The organism is Methylobacterium sp. 88A, from assembly GCF_000376345.1.
GTDB classification, from domain to species: Bacteria; Pseudomonadota; Alphaproteobacteria; order Rhizobiales; family Beijerinckiaceae; genus Methylobacterium; species Methylobacterium bullatum.
In genome coordinates this window covers 2,941,671-2,958,063 of record NZ_AQVT01000001.1, presented here as the reverse complement: position 1 = coordinate 2,958,063, position 16,393 = coordinate 2,941,671, and the positions used below count along the sequence as shown (strand labels likewise).

16 protein-coding genes are annotated in these 16,393 nt (G+C 68.2%); 10 read left to right on the top strand and 6 right to left on the bottom strand.

Annotated elements, in window-relative coordinates; genetic code table 11:
- Positions 1-260 precede the first annotated feature (260 nt).
- Complete coding sequence (tyrS, locus tag A3OM_RS0114225; protein WP_018044429.1) at positions 261-1,550, bottom strand: tyrosine--tRNA ligase; 1,290 nt, start codon at positions 1,548-1,550, stop codon at positions 261-263.
- 123 nt (positions 1,551-1,673) lie between these two features.
- Between tyrS and A3OM_RS0114220 the strand changes: the two genes are divergently transcribed.
- The 3 genes from A3OM_RS0114220 to ribB are packed head-to-tail and all read left to right on the top strand — an operon-like array spanning position 1,674 to position 5,091.
- Positions 1,674-2,813: an anhydro-N-acetylmuramic acid kinase gene (locus tag A3OM_RS0114220; RefSeq protein ID WP_018044428.1), complete on the top strand. Its 1,140-nt coding sequence runs from the start codon at positions 1,674-1,676 to the stop codon at positions 2,811-2,813.
- A 49-nt stretch (positions 2,814-2,862) separates the two neighbouring features.
- The gene (gene aroC / locus A3OM_RS0114215) at positions 2,863-3,966 is read left to right on the top strand and encodes a chorismate synthase (RefSeq protein ID WP_018044427.1); all 1,104 of its coding nucleotides are present in this window, start codon (positions 2,863-2,865) and stop codon (positions 3,964-3,966) included.
- Positions 3,967-4,014: 48 nt separating this feature from the next.
- Entirely contained in the window at positions 4,015-5,091 is a 1,077-nt protein-coding gene (gene ribB / locus A3OM_RS0114210; RefSeq protein ID WP_018044426.1) for a 3,4-dihydroxy-2-butanone-4-phosphate synthase, read from the top strand.
- A 7-nt stretch (positions 5,092-5,098) separates the two neighbouring features.
- On the opposite strand, the gene A3OM_RS0114205 is transcribed toward ribB, so the two are convergent.
- Positions 5,099-6,028 (bottom strand): histone deacetylase family protein, encoded by a 930-nt coding sequence (locus tag A3OM_RS0114205; protein ID WP_026176034.1) that lies wholly within the window; start codon positions 6,026-6,028, stop codon positions 5,099-5,101.
- A gap of 190 nt (positions 6,029-6,218) precedes the next feature.
- On the opposite strand from A3OM_RS0114205, the gene A3OM_RS0114200 reads away from it, so the two are divergent.
- The 4 genes from A3OM_RS0114200 (at position 6,219) to A3OM_RS0114185 (ending at position 10,369) form a co-directional block, all read left to right on the top strand.
- A complete protein-coding gene (locus A3OM_RS0114200; RefSeq protein ID WP_018044424.1) occupies positions 6,219-6,902 on the top strand; it encodes a L,D-transpeptidase in 684 nt (227 codons plus the stop codon).
- A 204-nt stretch (positions 6,903-7,106) separates the two neighbouring features.
- The gene (locus tag A3OM_RS0114195) at positions 7,107-7,559 is read left to right on the top strand and encodes a hypothetical protein (RefSeq protein WP_018044423.1); all 453 of its coding nucleotides are present in this window, start codon (positions 7,107-7,109) and stop codon (positions 7,557-7,559) included.
- A 250-nt stretch (positions 7,560-7,809) separates the two neighbouring features.
- Complete coding sequence (locus tag A3OM_RS0114190; RefSeq protein WP_018044422.1) at positions 7,810-9,813, top strand: acetyl/propionyl/methylcrotonyl-CoA carboxylase subunit alpha; 2,004 nt, start codon at positions 7,810-7,812, stop codon at positions 9,811-9,813.
- Between the two features lie 124 nt (positions 9,814-9,937).
- Entirely contained in the window at positions 9,938-10,369 is a 432-nt protein-coding gene (locus A3OM_RS0114185) for a gamma-glutamylcyclotransferase (RefSeq protein ID WP_026176033.1), read from the top strand.
- Positions 10,370-10,456: 87 nt separating this feature from the next.
- On the opposite strand, the gene A3OM_RS0114180 is transcribed toward A3OM_RS0114185, so the two are convergent.
- Positions 10,457-11,548, bottom strand: a complete 1,092-nt coding sequence (locus tag A3OM_RS0114180) for a DUF4272 domain-containing protein (RefSeq protein ID WP_018044420.1) — start codon at positions 11,546-11,548, stop codon at positions 10,457-10,459.
- 295 nt (positions 11,549-11,843) lie between these two features.
- Here A3OM_RS0114180 and A3OM_RS0114175 point away from each other — a divergent pair, with 295 nt between their 5' ends.
- The 3 genes from A3OM_RS0114175 (at position 11,844) to A3OM_RS0114165 (ending at position 13,314) form a co-directional block, all read left to right on the top strand.
- Positions 11,844-12,125, top strand: coding sequence for an acylphosphatase (locus A3OM_RS0114175; RefSeq protein WP_043764735.1), 282 nt, complete (start codon positions 11,844-11,846; stop codon positions 12,123-12,125).
- Positions 12,126-12,283: 158 nt separating this feature from the next.
- Entirely contained in the window at positions 12,284-13,021 is a 738-nt protein-coding gene (locus A3OM_RS0114170; RefSeq protein WP_018044418.1) for a DUF599 domain-containing protein, read from the top strand.
- On the top strand, positions 13,018-13,314 hold the full coding sequence (locus A3OM_RS0114165) for a DUF3253 domain-containing protein (RefSeq protein WP_018044417.1): 297 nt from the start codon (positions 13,018-13,020) through the stop codon (positions 13,312-13,314). The genes A3OM_RS0114170 and A3OM_RS0114165 overlap by 4 nt, the downstream gene beginning before the upstream one ends.
- A 20-nt stretch (positions 13,315-13,334) precedes the next feature.
- On the opposite strand, the gene A3OM_RS0114160 is transcribed toward A3OM_RS0114165, so the two are convergent.
- The 3 genes from A3OM_RS0114160 to epmA are packed head-to-tail and all read right to left on the bottom strand — an operon-like array spanning position 13,335 to position 16,352.
- A complete protein-coding gene (locus A3OM_RS0114160; protein WP_018044416.1) occupies positions 13,335-14,147 on the bottom strand; it encodes a YdcF family protein in 813 nt (270 codons plus the stop codon).
- 49 nt (positions 14,148-14,196) lie between these two features.
- Positions 14,197-15,282, bottom strand: coding sequence for a lysine-2,3-aminomutase-like protein (locus A3OM_RS0114155; protein ID WP_018044415.1), 1,086 nt, complete (start codon positions 15,280-15,282; stop codon positions 14,197-14,199).
- Positions 15,279-16,352: an EF-P lysine aminoacylase EpmA gene (gene epmA, locus A3OM_RS0114150; RefSeq protein WP_018044414.1), complete on the bottom strand. Its 1,074-nt coding sequence runs from the start codon at positions 16,350-16,352 to the stop codon at positions 15,279-15,281. The genes A3OM_RS0114155 and epmA overlap by 4 nt, the downstream gene beginning before the upstream one ends.
- Between the last annotated feature and the right edge of the window lie 41 nt (positions 16,353-16,393).

Genomic DNA, 16,393 nt, shown 5'->3' with positions numbered 1-16,393 from the left:
CGACCACCCCCACCTCCAACTCCTCCCCACAAGCTCGACGGATCTCGGGCAGGCCCGAGATCCGCTGGGGAGGAGGGCAGGGTGGCGCATCCCGCGAACGATGTGAATGCTCTAGCGCCGCCGGCGGGAGAGGGGGCGATCTCTCCGAACAACGCGCTCCGCTCATCCGACCCTCTGCGCGGGCCACCTTCCCCCGCAGAGGGGGAAGGGAGACGCGCCACACTTTCGAAACCCGCGCTTGAGGTTCTACCCCCGTCGCCTCACTCGACCCGGAGAAGCACGTGCTTCTTGCGGCCGAAGGAGAGCTTCACCACCCCATCGTGGCCGAGATCGGCCAACGTCAGCACCGCCTTCTCGTCGCTGATCTGCACGTCGTTGACACGCAACCCGCCGCTCTTGATCTGGCGCCGCGCCTCGCTGGTGGAGGGGACGAGCCTGGCGTGGTCGGGACCGAAGGCCGAGAGTACGCCGAGACCGGCCTCCAGGACGGAGCGGGCGACGGTGACGCTCGGCAGGTCCTGCGCCACGGCGCCTTCCACGAAGGTCTTGCGCGCGGTCTCGGAAGCGGCGTCAGCCGCCTCGCGTCCGTGCATCAGGGCCGTCGCCTCGGTAGCGAGCACCTTCTTCGCCTCGTTGATCTCGGCGCCCTGCAGCGCCTGAAGCCGGGCGATCTCGTCCATCGGCAAAAGGGTGAACAGCTTGAGGAACCGCGCCACGTCGGCATCCTCGGTGTTGCGCCAGAACTGCCAGTAATCGTAGGGGCTCAGCATCCCGGCATCGAGCCAGACTGCGCCCGCCGCCGTCTTGCCCATCTTCGCGCCGGACGCCGTGGTGAGCAGCGGGCACGTCAGCCCGTAGAGCTGCGGCGTGCCCATGCGGCGGCCGAGATCGATGCCGTTGACGATGTTCCCCCACTGGTCCGATCCGCCCATCTGCAGCACGCAGCCGTAGCGGCGGTTGAGCTCGACGAAGTCGTAGGATTGCAGGATCATGTAGTTGAACTCGAGGAACGACAGTTCCTGGTCGCGCTCCAGACGCATCCGCACGCTGTCCATGGACATCATGCGGTTGACCGAGAAGTGCCGGCCGATATCGCGCAGCATCTCGATGTAGTTGAGCTTGGTCAGCCACTCGGCGTTGTCGACCATGGCGGCAGCATTGCCGCCGCCACCGAAGGTCAGGAACCGCGAGAAGGTCTTCTGGATCCCGGCCTTGTTCTCCTCGATCTGCTCCAGCGTCAGGATCTTTCGCGACTCGTCCCGACCGGACGGGTCGCCGACCCGGGTGGTGCCGCCGCCCATCAGGGTGATCGGGGTGCCTCCCGTCGCCTGCAGCCAGTGCAGCATCATGATCGAGAGCAGATGCCCCACATGGAGGGAGGCCGCCGTGCAATCGTAGCCGACATAGGTCGTCAGTCGGCCTTCCAGGGCCGCCGCGTCGATCCCGGCGAGGTCCGATCCCTGGTGGATGTAGCCGCGCTCGGACAGAACCCGCAGGAAGTCGGATTTCGGCGCGAAGGTCTCGGGCTGGTTCGGCGTGGCGGTGGACATGCGGGGTTCCGGATTCGACTGGTCGCGGCGCGGGACAGGAGAAACGCCGGCGTGATAGCAGCAGGTCAAGTGATGCGCGGCTCTTAGCAGGGCTCACCGCGGAAGGCACGGGGCGTAAACGGCATGACCATGATGCGGGCGATCGGCCTGATGAGCGGCACCTCCCTCGACGGCGTCGATGTCGCCCTGATTGAGACGGACGGCGAGGACGTGAAGGTGGTCCGCAGCCATAACGGCTATCTCGAACCCCTCGGCCCAACCGGCTATCGCGGCTACACCGATGAGGATCGCGAGTTGCTCCGCCGGGCGCTGTCCGATTCCGAAGCGGTGGTCGCCCGCGAGGATCGGCCCGGCTGCCTCGCGGAGGCGGAGGCCTTCGTCACCGCGGCCCATGCGGAGGCGGTGGAGGCCTTCCTCTCCGCGAACGGCCTGAGCGCCAGCGATATCGACGTGATCGGCTTCCACGGCCAGACCGTGGTCCATCGCCCCGACCAGCGCATGAGCGTGCAGATCGGCGATGGCGCCGCACTGAGCCGCCGTCTCGGGATTCCGGTGGTGTCGGACCTGCGTCACGCGGACATCGCCGCGGGAGGGCAGGGGGCGCCGCTGGTGCCGGTCTTCCACAAGGCGCTGGCCAAGGCCGCCGGGTTCGAGGGTGCGCTCGGCATCCTCAATATCGGCGGGGTCGCCAATGCCACTCTCATCGCCTCCAACGGCGACGTGATCGCCTTCGACACCGGCCCCGGGAATGCCCTCATCGATGACTGGATGCGCGAGCGCACCGGCCGGCCCCTGGACGATGGCGGACGCACGGCGGCGCGGGGACGGCCGGACGAGCCGCTCCTCGCCTGGCTCCTGACCCATCCGTTCTTCTTCCGCCGGCCGCCGAAATCGCTGGACCGCAACTGGTTCTCGCACAAGCTCGCCGGCCAGCTTTCCACCGAGGACGGGGCGGCGACGCTCACCGCCTTCACCGCCCGCGCCGTGGCACGCGCCCTCGACCATGCGCCGGAGATCCCCACGCGCTGGATCGTCGCCGGCGGCGGCGCCCGCAACGGCGAGCTGGTGCGGCTCCTGAACTACCACCTGCGCGCCGAGATCACGACGGCGGACGCCATCGGCTGGTCCTCGGCCTATCTCGAAGCCCAGGCCTTCGCGCATCTCGCCGTGCGCTCGCTGAAGGGCCTGCCGATCACCTTCCCGTCGACCACGGGCGTTCGCGAGGCGATGACCGGCGGGGTGCTGGCGCGGCCGGAGGCATGAGCCCGGCGCTTTGCCCTCAGCCGAAACCCGCGCTAGAGCGTCTCCCACCATGTCGCACAACACTTTCGGCCATCTCTTCCGCGTGACCACCTTCGGCGAGAGCCACGGGGTGGCCCTCGGCTGCGTGGTGGACGGGTGCCCGCCCGGGATTGCCATCGAGGCGGCGGACATCCAGGCGGAGCTCGACCGGCGCAAGCCCGGCCAGTCGCGCTTCACGACCCAGCGCCGCGAGCCCGACCAAGTCCGCATCCTGTCGGGCGTCTTCGCCGACGACCGCACCGGCGGCGTCCAGCTGACAACCGGTACGCCGATCGCCCTGGAAATCGAGAACACCGACCAGCGCTCGAAGGATTACTCCGAGATCCGCGACAGCTATCGGCCGGGCCACGCCGACTACGCCTACGACGCCAAATACGGTATCCGCGATTATCGGGGAGGCGGGCGCTCGTCGGCCCGCGAGACCGCCGCCCGCGTGGCGGCCGGGGCCATCGCGCGGCGGGTCCTGCCGGCCGACATCGTCATCCGGGCCGCCCTGGTGCAGATGGGACCGCATGCGGTCGACCGGTCGCGGTGGGATTGGGACGAGGTGGCGCGCAACCCGTTCTTCTGCCCCGATGCCGAGACGGCCAAATTCTACGAAGAGTATCTCGACGGTATCCGCAAGGACGGCTCGTCCATCGGCGCCGTCATCGAAGTGGTCGCCGAAGGCGTGCCGCCGGGCCTCGGAGCGCCGATCTACGGCAAGCTCGACGCGGATCTCGCCGCCGCGATGATGTCGATCAACGCGGTGAAGGGCGTCGAGATCGGCGACGGCTTCGCGTCGGCGACTCTGCGCGGCGAGGAGAATGCCGACGAGATGCGCTCCGGCAATGCCGGCGCGCCGACCTTCCTCGCCAACCATGCGGGCGGCGTCCTCGGCGGCATCTCCACCGGCCAGCCGCTGATCTGTCGCTTCGCGGTGAAGCCGACCTCCTCGATCCTGACGCCGCGCATGAGCGTGACGACCAACAATCGTGACGTCGACCTCGTCACCAAGGGCCGCCACGACCCCTGCGTCGGTATTCGCGCCGTCCCCGTCGCCGAGGCGATGATGGCATGCGTGCTCGCCGATCACTATCTGCGTCACCGGGGGCAGGTCGGGACGCGGGGGTGACCCGGCGAACTGCTGCCCATCCGCTCAGAGACTTTCAAGAGACATCCCGTGCCCCATACCCACGTCACGCAGGCCATCGAGGCCTATGCCCGCGGCGAGATCGTCGTCGTCACCGATGACGACGATCGCGAGAACGAGGGCGACCTCGTCGTCGCGGCCTCCCTCTGCACGCCGGAGAAGATGGCCTTCATCGTCCGCAACACCTGCGGCATCGTCTGCGCGCCCCTGACCCGCGCCGAGGCGCGGCGCCTGCGCCTCGACCCGATGGTGGCCTCCAACGATGCGCCGCTGGGCACCGCCTTCACCGTCACGGTGGATGTGAAGCACGGGCTGACCACCGGCATCTCGGCTGAGCAGCGCTGCAACACCGTGCGGGCGCTGGCCAACGGCAATATGGGCGAATCCGATTTCGTCCGTCCCGGCCACGTCTTCCCTCTCATCGCCAAGGATGGCGGCGTCCTCATGCGCTCCGGCCACACGGAAGCAGCCGTCGACCTGTGCAAGCTCGCCGGGCTGCCGCCCGTGGGCGTGATCTGCGAACTGGCCAACGATGACGGCACGGTGATGAAGGGGCCGCAGATCACGGCCTTTTCGGAACTGCACGGCCTCAAGCGCGTCTCGGTGGCCGACCTCATCGCCTACCGCCAGGCGCGCGAGAAGCTGGTGGAGCGGGTCGGGACCTTCCCGGTGAAGTCGGAATTCGGCGAGCTCACCGGCTTCGCCTACACGACCCCGTTCGAGACGGTTCAGCAATTCGCCTTCGTTCAAGGCGATATCGGCGACGGACGTGACGTGCTCGTCCGCCTGCATCGCTCCAACGTGGTGGCCGACGTGATCGGCGGGGGCAAGTCGATCGACTGCGTCCTGCGCCGTTTCGCCAAGGAAGGACGCGGCGTCCTCGTCTACCTGCGCGACGGCACCGCCGGCGTGCCGCTCTCGTCCTATGCGGAGGAGGGGGCGGAGGCCCAGCGTGTGCGGCAATGGCGCGAGGTCGGACTCGGCGCCCAGATCCTGCGCGACCTCGGCATCGTCTCGATCCGCAACCTCTCGACCTCGTCCCGCTCCTATGTCGGCCTGTCGGGCTTCGGCATCGAACTGCTGGGCGAGGTGCCGCTGGACGGGTGAGTCCTCCTCACCGTCCCATCAGCGCATCCATATGGGCGGTGACCGAACGGGCGAGACCGTCCAGGCTGTAGCCGCCCTCCAGCACGGAAACGATCCGGCCGCCGGCATGCTTGTCGGCGATCTCCATGAGCTTCCGGGTGGCCCAGCCGAAATCCGCCTCGTCGAGTTCGACGCTGGCCAGCGGATCGAGGCGGTGGGCGTCGAAGCCAGCAGAAATCACGATCAGGTCGGGGGCGAAGGCGGAGAGGCGGGAGAGAACCCCCTTCTCGAACTTCTCGCGGAAGATTGCGCTGTCGTCGCCGGCCCGTAACGGCACGTTGACGATGGTGTCGTGGGTGCCACGCTCGCCCACCGCGCCCGTGCCGGGGAACAGCGGCATCTCGTGGGTCGAGGCGTACATCACTGCCGCATCGTCCCAGAAGATATCCTGCGAGCCGTTGCCGTGGTGGACGTCCCAATCCACCAGCGCCACGCGGCTGGCTCCGTGGCGTTCCCTGGCGTGGCGAACGGCGATGGCGGCGGAGTTGAACAGGCAGAAGCCCATCGCCTGCATACGCTCGGCATGGTGGCCCGGCGGCCGCATGGCGACGAAGGCGTTCGAACAGGCCCCGCTCATCACCGCGTCCACGGCATGGACGGCGCCGCCGACGCCGCGCAGGGCCGCGTCGAGGGTGCCGGGGGACATCAGCGTATCCGAATCGATCTGGATATAGCCGGATCGCGGGGAGGCCGCGATGATCGCCTCCACATAGGGAACGGGATGGGCCAGGGCGACGGTTTCCGTTTCGGCGCGGGGCGCCGATTCGCGCAGCAGACCGGAGAACCGCTCCTTCTCAAGAGCGGCCTCCACGGCGCGGATCCGGTCCGATCGTTCCGGGTGCCCCTCGGGCATCTGGTGATCCAGCGCGGCGGGGTGGCTTACGTACAGGGTCGTCACGCTCATCCCTCCGAACGATCCCGGTCGTTCCACCCGACCCGACTGTGCTTTTCGCACAACATACGATGCAAATGCGCCACGGTTCAGGGTAGCGAGATTACGCGCCGATCAGTCTGCGAGTTAGATGGCGACATAATCCATCAACCACATTCTTCGAAGCCCTTTGGCTTCGAGACAGGCTCACTCTCACATGTCGCCCACGACCCGGTCGCCCGTCCTCTCCCATTACGGCGTCCTGCGCCGCTCGCTCGGCGCCGCGACGATCCTGTCCGCCCTCGCTCTCGGCGCCTGCAACACGCAGACGGCGACCACCCCGCTCAGCCCGCCCACCGCGCATACGGCCCTGGCCCAGCCCGCCGCCCTCACCGGTGAGGCCCGCGACAAGGAATGGCTGAAACAGGCACCGCAAGGCAATGTCGATCCCAAGATCGCCCGCACCACCGTCGACTACAAGACGAACGAGCCCCCCGGCACCGTCATCGTCGTGACGAAGGAGCGCCGGCTCTATTACGTTCTGCCGGACGGTAAGGCGATGCGCTATCCCGTGGCCGTGGGCCATGCGGGCATGGCCTGGGCCGGCACCGCCAATGTCGACCGCAAGGGCGAGTGGCCGGATTGGAACCCGCCGCCCGAGATGATCGCCCGCCGCCCGGAACTGCCCAAGCGCCTCGAGGGCGGTCCCACCAGCCCGATCGGAGCCCGCGCGCTCTATCTCGCCGAGGGCAAGAAGGACACGCTGTTCCGCATCCACGGCACCAACGAGCCGGAGAAGATCGGCCAGGCGGTGTCGTCGGGCTGCATCCGCATGCTCAACGCGGACGTGGTCGATCTCTACGAGCGCGTTCCGATCGGCGCCAAGGTGGTGGTCCGCTGAGGCGAAACTGGACCCAGGCTCCGTCGCCGAGGCGGCGGAGCCTGGGTCCAATGATACGATTCGGAAAGGCTCATTCGTGAGCAGGCTTTAACCTGAACGTTGATTCAGATTTGGCCGTTAACTTCTTGAACGGATGCCTCCTGCATAGTCATCGACATGCAGAAACACAGACCGGCGCAAATAAAGCCGGGGAGGCACCAACCAATGATCAACCATTCGCTTCAGCTTTTCTGTAACCGTGTCGTCGCCGCCGGCCGCATCAGCGCCGCGGACGTCGTGATCCTCGGCCGCGACATCCTCCCGGACGGCATCTCGCATGCAGACGAGGCCGACATGCTCATCGCCCTCGACCGGGCCGTGCCGCAGAGCGATGCCTCCTATGCCGACCTGGTCAGCGCCGCAGTGGTGAATTTCGCCGTCTGGGGCGAGCGCCCGACCGGGTACGTCGATATCGAGATCGCCCGCTGGCTCGTCGGCTCCCTGCGCAGCGATGCCGGCCCGACCCCGCTCGCTGCCCGCATCGCCTTCGAGATCGTGCGTGAAGCCGAGACCAGCCACGAGATCCTCGTGGCCTTCGCCATCGGCAGCGCACACCGTCGCGTCCATGCGGAGGATTCTGCCTCGGCCCCCGTCGCAGAACTGCTCGAAGCCGCCTGAGGATCGGGCTGTCAGAACTTGTCTGCGGGCCGACGACGCGCTCTCTCGGGCCAAGGAAAACGGGCGCAACCGCTGCGCGGCCGTGTGGTCGCCATCCCCCGTGATTTTGAATACACAGGCGCCCCGGCGCAGCGCATGAACAATCCTTCATTGGCCCAGCTTTGCGAAGCCGCACAACTGCTTTAACGGGAACGAGCTTGAGCGCGACGGCGCTCGTGACCTTTCCTGCTTCACCAGAGTGCCTGGACCGATGTTCGAGAAAATCCTGATTGCGAACCGCGGCGAGATTGCGTGCCGCATCATCAAGACCGCGCGCAGGATGGGCATCAAGACGGTCGCCGTCTATTCCGATGCCGACAGGGACGCCGTGCATGTGGCGATGGCCGACGAGGCCGTCCATATCGGCCCCGCTCCGGCCGCACAGTCCTACCTGATCATCGACAAGATCATCGAGGCCTGCAAGCAGACCGGCGCCCAGGCGGTCCACCCCGGCTATGGCTTCCTGTCCGAGCGCGAGGCGTTCCCGCGCGCGCTGGCCGAGGCCGGCATCGTCTTCATCGGCCCCAATCCCGGCGCCATCGCCGCCATGGGCGACAAGATCGAGTCGAAAAAGGCCGCGTCGGCCGCCAACGTCTCCACCGTGCCGGGCTTCCTCGGCGTCATCGAGAGTCCTGAACACGCCGTCACCATCGCCGACGAGATCGGCTATCCGGTGATGATCAAGGCCTCCGCCGGCGGTGGCGGCAAGGGCATGCGCATCGCCTATTCCTCCGACGAGGTCGCGGAGGGCTTCGCCCGCGCCAAGTCCGAGGCCGCGTCCTCCTTCGGCGACGACCGCGTGTTCGTGGAGAAGTTCATCACCGACCCGCGCCACATCGAGATCCAGGTGATCGGCGACAAGCACGGCAACGTCATCTATCTCGGCGAGCGCGAATGCTCGATCCAGCGCCGCAACCAGAAAGTCATCGAGGAGGCGCCGTCGCCGCTCCTCGACGAGGCGACCCGGAAGAAGATGGGCGAGCAGGCCGTGGCTTTGGCCAAGGCCGTCTCCTACGATTCAGCCGGTACCGTCGAGTTCGTCGCCGGCCAGGACAAGTCATTCTACTTCCTCGAAATGAACACCCGTCTCCAGGTCGAGCATCCGGTCACCGAGATGATCACCGGCCTCGATCTCGTGGAGATGATGATCCGCTCGGCCTATGGCGAGGCGCTGCCGCTGACGCAGGATCAGGTGAAGCTCAATGGCTGGGCCGTGGAGAGCCGCGTCTATGCCGAGGACCCGACCCGCAACTTCCTGCCCTCCATCGGCCGCCTGACCACCTACCGGCCGCCGGAAGAGGGGCCGTTCGGCTCGGCAATCGTGCGCAACGATACCGGCGTGGAGGAGGGCGGCGAGATCGCGATCCACTACGATCCGATGATCGCCAAGCTGGTGACCTGGGCGCCGACCCGCGCCGAGGCGATCGAATCGCAGGGCGAGGCGCTGGATTCCTTCGCCATTGACGGCATCCGCCACAACATCCCGTTCCTGTCGGCCCTGATGGCGCATCCGCGTTGGCGCTCGGGCAACATCTCCACCGGCTTCATCGCCGAGGAATTTCCGGAGGGCTTCTCGGCGCCCGAGCCGACGGGCGAGATCGCCCAGCGCATGGCCGCCGCCGCCGCCGCGATCGACCACAAGCTCAACACCCGCAAGCGCGGCATCTCTGGCCAGATGCGCGATCCGGCCCTGCTCCATTTCGAGCGCGACCGCGTGGTGATCCTCGCCGGTCAATCCTACCCGGTGACGGTGGACGATCTCGGCGACCAGATCGTCGTCACGGCCGAGGACGGCAAGACCTGGACGGTGGAGAGCGACTGGCGTCCGGGCGAGCCGGTCTGGTCGGGTGAGATCGACGGCACCCGCGTGGCCATCCAGGTCCGCGGCCTCCTCAACGGCGTGGCGCTCCAGCACGGCGGAGCAGCGGCCGAGGCTCGGGTCTTCACCCGGCGCGAGGCGGAGCTCGCCGCCCTGATGCCGGTCAAGGAGAATGCCGGCTCCGGCAAGCAGGTGCTCTGCCCGATGCCCGGTCTGGTGAAGGCCATCCTGGTCAAGGAAGGCCAGGAAGTGAAGAACGGCGAACCCCTCGCCATCGTCGAGGCGATGAAGATGGAGAACGTCCTGCGCGCCGAGCGTGACGGCACGATCTCCAAGATCGCCGCGAAGGAAGGCGACAGCCTGGCGGTCGACGCGGTCATCATCGAATTCGCCTGAAGGCGACTTCCTCCGGACCGGCGGAGTGGGCATCGTCTCACCCAGCCGGTCCGTGCGCTTCACCGTTCCGGGACAGGGGACCGGAGGCGGGGCGCTCGACAACACCCACCCGGTCACCCAGCCCATGCCCCTCTATTTTTCCTACGGCGCCAACATGGATGCCGCCGCCATGGCGGCGCGCTGCCCCGGCTCGACCTCCCTCGGCACGGCACGGCTGAACCGGCACCGCTTCATCATCATGCGGGAGGGCTACGCCTCGGTGGTGCGGGCCCCCGCATCCACCGTCTGGGGCGTCCTCTGGGATCTGGCGCTGGCCGATGTGCCGGCCCTCGACCGCTACGAGGGTGTCGCCGGGCGGCTCTATACCAAAGCCTATCAGCCGGTGACGACCTCGACCGGGGTGAAACGCGCTCTGATCTATCTCGGATGCAGTGCCGTTCCGGGCGCTCCGAGACCCGATTATCTTCAGCCCGTCCTGGCCGCCGCCGAAGCCGCCTCGCTCCCGCCCGCCTATATCGCGGAGATGCGCCGCTGGCTGCGGGCGCCGCGCGGCTGAGGAGAATCCATATCAAGCCTCTGCGGGGGCAGACGATCCGGCCGTCGCGAAGGAGATCGCCCCGCACCCGCGCGCCGGCGCCTACCACTACGTCGGGGTGTCGATGTCGTCCCACGCGGTCTCTTGCCCGTTCTGGAACCCGGTGAGCCAGTTCATGGCGACGTGGCGTTCCGCGACGACGTCGCCATTGAGGCTCTCGAGGCGGAGGTCCTTCTGCCGGGCCTGCCGCACGATCCAATGCTCCCGCCACACTCGGTCGAGGGCGTCGAGAATCTCTCCGGACGGGCGAAGACGCAATTCCCCCGAAGCGCTTCCGTCGCTGGCGAGAGCCGCGACGGACCGCCAGAGGGCGTCGACATCGATCAGCCGATCGCTTTCGGCGATCCGGGCGGCATCGATGCCCAAAGCCCAGAACAGGGTGTTGGCGGCCTCGTAGCGCCACGTCATGGCGAAGGCGTCCTCAGCCGCGACGGCTCGGACCTGACCCGTCTCGCGGGGCGTCAGGGCATCGAGGCCCACCGGATTGCAGGACGGCTGCCCCGCCGCGATCGGCTCGCCGCCGGTCGCGTGCGCCTGGCCGTGGGCGGCGACATACAGCAGCGCGAGGGCACGCCGGAGCACGTCTCCCGGGCGTCGCAGGACGAGTTCGGCCTCCCCGATGGCGGGCGGCATGGCGGCCGGTGGTTTCGGCTCCATCTCTTGCAGGCGGTCGAGGGTCCGCGCGCGGCGCGCGACGGCGTCGGGCGGATAGGGCAGGACGGCAGCCGGGTCGGATTCACCCTCGGCCGAGATGACGACTTTCATGTCGGGCGCTCGCACGGACCCGTCCGGGAGGAACAGGACCGCATTGGCGGCGTTCGCCCAGGCTTCCACGTCGTCGAGATCAACGGTCACCACCTCGAAACTCACGTGGTTTCGAACGCGTTGCAGATGTCGCCAGAGATGGTAGCGAGACGCCGTCATCTGGCCGTCTCCGCGTCCCATCACGTAGCCGATGAACCCTTCGAGATGCGGCGCGAGTTCGGGATCGGACAGATCGCGCCGTCCGAACAATTCATGCGGAAAATCGAGCGGCGGCAGGTCGCGGACGGTGGCATAGGCATTGACGATGAGCGTCTCGACCGGGGCTGCCTCGGACCGCTCCCGGCTTCGCCCGAACAGTCGCCTGAGAATGTCCATCGTCGCTCCTTATCGACACTTCGCGCGTGTCCCGACCGCGCCGGAGGGGGCCGGGACCTTCGCGTCGCCGCGATCGCCCCATGACGGCGGCCGGATATCTCGCGTCCATCTTCGACTCAAGCGCCCACCGCGATGCCGTCGATGGCGGACCCGGCAGGACGTGCTTGCCTGATGTCCCGCACCGATCATGTTCGGACGAAAGTCATCGCAACACCATTTGCTTGTTGAGTGGAGCCGAGTTTCCAGCCACGAGATCGCCCCGGTTCGAGCGCGCGGACCTGAGAGGAGCGTTTCCCTGGATACGATCAGAACCGTCGACGTGGTGATCCGCGGCCGGGTGCAGGGCGTCGGCTACCGGTACTGGACCTCGCGCGAAGCGGAACGGCGCGGCCTGAACGGGCATGTCCGCAACCGCGCGGATGGCGGTGTGGAAGCCAGGTTCAGCGGAGCGTCCGAGGCGGTCGCCGCCATGCTCGATGCCTGCCGGCTGGGGCCCGCCGGTGCCGCCGTGACCTCGGTCGAGGCGATCGACGCGGCCGATCCGCCCGATGCGGGATTTCGCATCCTGCGAGACTGATCTCCCTCCGCCGTCGTCCATGCCAGCGGGTTACTCCGATCCGTCACCGTCAGAGATTCGTTTCCCACGGATCGGGCCGATGCCCTATGGTCCGCGCCGCAGGCGGACAGGTGAGACCGGGTTCCGGTCGGCCACAAGCCGGGAAGCGATCAGAGCCCATGCAGCACCCGTTCACCCTCGCGGATTTCTCGCCGCTCGACATTGCCGGCCTCCTCTACTTCGTCACCGCCTGGGCCGGCTACGGCATAGCGGTGGCGCGGATGCGCGGGCGGCGCACGAGTCTGAGCCAGATCATGAACCGCCAGCGGGAGGAATGGTCGCGCCAGCTCACCGTACGCGACAACCGCGTGGTCGACACCACGATCAACGCCTCCCTCCAGAACGGGACGGCCTTCTTCGCCTCGACCTCCCTCATCGCGCTCGGCGGCGTGCTGACCCTGTCCCGCTCCGGCGACGACGTGCTCACCCTGTTCGGCGCGCTGCCCTTCGGCGCCATCGCCACCCGCGTCACCTGGGAGATCAAAGTGGCGGGCCTCGCCATGGTCTTCGTCTACGCGTTCTTCAAATTCGCCTGGGCCTACCGCCTGTTCAATTACGGCGCGATCCTCATCGGGGCGGTGCCTCCCAAGGGCACAGGCGCCCCGAAAGCCGACATGGACCGCGCCGCCAGACGGGCCGCCGCCATGAACATCGCCGCCGGCAGCCATTTCGCGAAAGGGCAGCGCGCCTTTCTCTTCGCGCTGGCCTATCTCGGCTGGTTCGTGAATGCCTGGTTCCTGATGATCGCCACCACGGCCGTCATCTGTGTCATGTGGCGCCGGCAATTCACCTCCGACATCCGCGCCATCCTCCTCAACGAGGACGACGAGGCCACCCTGCAGGACACCGAGTCATGAGCACAGAGCGCAAATCCGTGAGCGAGGAGGAGATCGGCGAATCGATCCTCCGCCTCGTCGCCGAGCGAGGCGAAGGCAAGACCGTCTGCCCCTCGGAAGTCGCGCGTCATCTCGGCGGGCCGCATCCGGACGCCTGGAGCCCGCTGATGCAGCCGGTTCGCCGCATGGCCGTGCGCCTCACCAAGGAAGGCCGCATCGCCATCCTGCGCAAGGGCAAGCCCGTGGCCGACCCGGACGACTTTCGCGGGATCTACCGCCTCGGAATGCCTGCCCCGGACACCGGGGAAGCCTGAGCCGCGCCGCCGCGAAGGGGTCAGTCGGACTTCGCCTGCGGCGCCGGCAGCAGCGCGTCGGTGTAGCCGGCGAGCCGGTAGACGATCAGCCCGATCCATTCCTTGACCACGAGGTCGAGGACCAGCAGCCCGTCGGAGGCGAAGCTCTTCGGCTTCCACGCGTCGCTCCATCCCACCGTGCGGTAATCGACCGGATAGGCCGTCACGTCGAAACCGGCCTGGCGGAAGCAGCCGATGGCGCGCGGCATGTGCCAGGCGGAGGTGACGAGCAGCCAGCGTTCACCCGTCACCGGCTTGACCAGATCGGCCGAGAAGCGCGCGTTCTCGTGGGTGTTGCGCGAGCGGTCTTCCAGGATCAGGCGCGTGCGCGGCAGCCCGAGCGTATCGGCGAAGCGGCTGACGATCGCAGCCTCGGACGTCCCGTCGTTGCCGAGCAATCCGCTCCCCCCGGAAAAGAGGAGCCGCGCCTGCGGGTAGAGGCGGGCGAGATCCGCGAAGGCGATCTGGCGCTCGCCGGCATCGTTCACCGAGAGCTGGCCGCGCGCCAGCGTCGTCTGGGTCTCCACCGCGCCACCCAGCACGATCACGCCCGTGATCGGTGCACCGTCCTCCGCGAAGCGTGGGAACCGGTTTTCGAGGGGCAGGGCGATCCAGGCGGAGAGAGGCAGGAGACCGCCGAGGAAGAGCCCGGCGAAGCCGAGGAGGGCCAGCCCGCGCCCGAGGCGCGGCGTCCAGCCGCCGAACATCAGGACGCAGCCGAGAAGCCCGATCAGGATGAAGAAGTTCGACGGCGTGATCACGAAATAGATCAGTTTCGAGAGCGGAAAGAACATGTCTGGACCCTGAAGCCTCGTATCTGCCGGACGATCCCGCGTGTGTGGGTCAGTCCCGATCCGGTCCGTCCGCATCCGGCGGGTAGGGATGCTCCTGCCCCTGCGGGTCGGTGACCCGCCAGCCGGATTCGTCGGCCCCGAGATAGGACGGCCCCACCGGCACCTTGCCGTGGCCGCCGGGAATATCGAGGACGTAGAGCGGCTGGGCGAGGCCGGACAGGCGCCCGCGCAGGCGCCCCATGAGATCACGCCCCGCCGCCAATCCGGTGCGCAGGTGACCGGTGCCCGGAGCGAGATCACCGTGATGGAGGTAGTAGGGTTTCACCCGGTTCTCGACGAATCTCCGCATCAGGCTCGCGAGGGTCTCCGGGTCGTCGTTGATTCCGGCGAGCAGCACCGTCTGGCTCACCATCGGGATGCCGGCATCGACGAGACGGGCGATGGCGCCTGTCGCGGCCGGCGTGAATTCGCGCGGATGGTTGGCGTGGAGCGCGACGTAGACCGCGCCGCCGAAGCGCTTCAGGGCAGCGACGAGATCGTCGTCCACGCGGGCGGGCTCGACCACCGGCACGCGGGTATGGATCCGCAGAACCTTGACGTGCGGGATGGCGGCGAGGGCCTCGGCGATCTGCCCGAGCCGGCGGCCCGAGAGCGCGAAGGGGTCGCCGCCGGTGAGGATCACCTCCCAGATGTCGGGCCGGTCGGCGATATAGGCGAAAGCGGCGGCGAGTTCGTCCTCGCTCAGGGTGCCGAGCCCGTCCGGCCCCACCATCTCGCGGCGGAAGCAAAAGCGGCAATAGACCGGGCAGACATGGAGCGGCTTCAGCAGCACCCGGTCGGGATAGCGGTGGACGAGGCCAGGAAGCGGCGAATGCGCGGCATCGCCGATCGGGTCCGAATCCTCCTCCGGACGTGTCGCCAGTTCCTCCGCGCGCGGCAGGAACTGGCGGGCGATGGGGTCGGCGGGATCGGTGGGGTCGATGAGTTCGGCCATGTCCGGCGTCACCGAGACCGCGTATCGCGCCGCCACGGCTTCGAGCGCGGGAAGATCGGAGGCCGCCACGAGCCCGGCTTCGACGAGCTGCGCGGGGTTGCGGAGGGAGCGGGGAAGGGAACGGGGAAGCGGCCTGTTCACGCGTTGCCATCCATCGCCGCCGGCGTCTCCGCCACGGGCGTCCAGATCACGTCGTCGATGCGCGGCGCGCCGACCGCGAGCATGACCAGCCTGTCGAGGCCCAGCGCGATGCCGCTCGCTTCCGGCATGATGGCGAGAGCCGAGAGGAAATCCTCGTCGATCGGGTAGGCCTCGCCGTAGATCCGCGCCTTCTCCGCCATCTCGATTTCGAACCGGCGCCGCTGCTCGTGCGGGTCGGTGAGCTCGCCGAAGGCGTTGGCGAGCTCGACGCCGCAGGCGTAGAGCTCGAACCGCTCCGCCACCCGGGGATCGCGGGCGCTGGGACGGGCCAGGGCCGCCTCGCTCACGGGATATTCGTAGAGCAGGGTCGGCCGCCCGTCGCCGAGCCTCGGCTCGATCAGGGCGACCAGGACGCGGCTGAACAGGTCGGCCCAGGAATCGTCGGCCGCCACCCGCAGGCCGCAGGCGGCCACGGCGGCGGCGAGGCCGTCCCTGTCCGTGCCGCCGCCGGGCTCGATCGTCGCCAGGAGGTCGATGCCGGCATGGCGCTCGAACGCCTCGGCGAGGGTGAGGCGCTCGAAATCCGCGAAGGGATCGGATTCCCGGCCGCGAAAGCGGAAGGAGCGTGCCTTCGCCTCGTCGGCCGCCAGTGCCAGGATGTCGGCGCAGTCGCGCATCAACACCTCGTAGTCCTCGCCGGCCCGGTACCATTCGAGCATGGTGAATTCCGGATGGTGCAGGGGACCGCGCTCGCGGTTGCGGAAGACCCGCGCCAGATTGAACAGCCGCGTCTCACCCGCCGCCAGCAGCTTCTTGCAGGCGAATTCCGGCGAGGTGTGGAGATAGAACGGGGAGGCGGCTCCGTCATGGCCGATGGCCGAGGTGGCGAAGGCCGAGAGATGGGCCTCGTTGCCCGGCGAGACCTGGAGGGCGGCGGCTTCGACCTCGACGAAGTCGCGGGCCGCGAAATGCCGGCGCAGGGCCGCGACGATGCGGTTTCGCGCGAGGAGGGCCGGGCGACGGTCGGCATGGCGGTGCGGTGCCCACCAGGGCGAGGGAGAACCGGTCACGCGCGCGCGTCCCGTAGCCGGCACGCCAAATGCGCATGTCG

Bases quoted from the DNA above. Each gene is read 5' to 3' on its own strand.
- tyrS (WP_018044429.1), bottom strand. From the start codon at position 1,550: ATGTCCACCGCCACGCCGAACCAGCCCGAGACCTTCGCGCCGAAATCC.
- A3OM_RS0114195 (WP_018044423.1), top strand. From the start codon at position 7,107: ATGATCAACCATTCGCTTCAGCTTTTCTGTAACCGTGTCGTCGCCGCC.
- A3OM_RS0114180 (WP_018044420.1), bottom strand. From the start codon at position 11,548: ATGGACATTCTCAGGCGACTGTTCGGGCGAAGCCGGGAGCGGTCCGAG.
- A3OM_RS0114190 (WP_018044422.1), top strand. From the start codon at position 7,810: ATGTTCGAGAAAATCCTGATTGCGAACCGCGGCGAGATTGCGTGCCGC.
- A3OM_RS0114200 (WP_018044424.1), top strand. From the start codon at position 6,219: ATGTCGCCCACGACCCGGTCGCCCGTCCTCTCCCATTACGGCGTCCTG.
- A3OM_RS0114220 (WP_018044428.1), top strand. From the start codon at position 1,674: ATGACCATGATGCGGGCGATCGGCCTGATGAGCGGCACCTCCCTCGAC.
- A3OM_RS0114165 (WP_018044417.1), top strand. From the start codon at position 13,018: ATGAGCACAGAGCGCAAATCCGTGAGCGAGGAGGAGATCGGCGAATCG.
- A3OM_RS0114185 (WP_026176033.1), top strand. From the start codon at position 9,938: ATGCCCCTCTATTTTTCCTACGGCGCCAACATGGATGCCGCCGCCATG.
- aroC (WP_018044427.1), top strand. From the start codon at position 2,863: ATGTCGCACAACACTTTCGGCCATCTCTTCCGCGTGACCACCTTCGGC.
- A3OM_RS0114170 (WP_018044418.1), top strand. From the start codon at position 12,284: ATGCAGCACCCGTTCACCCTCGCGGATTTCTCGCCGCTCGACATTGCC.
- A3OM_RS0114160 (WP_018044416.1), bottom strand. From the start codon at position 14,147: ATGTTCTTTCCGCTCTCGAAACTGATCTATTTCGTGATCACGCCGTCG.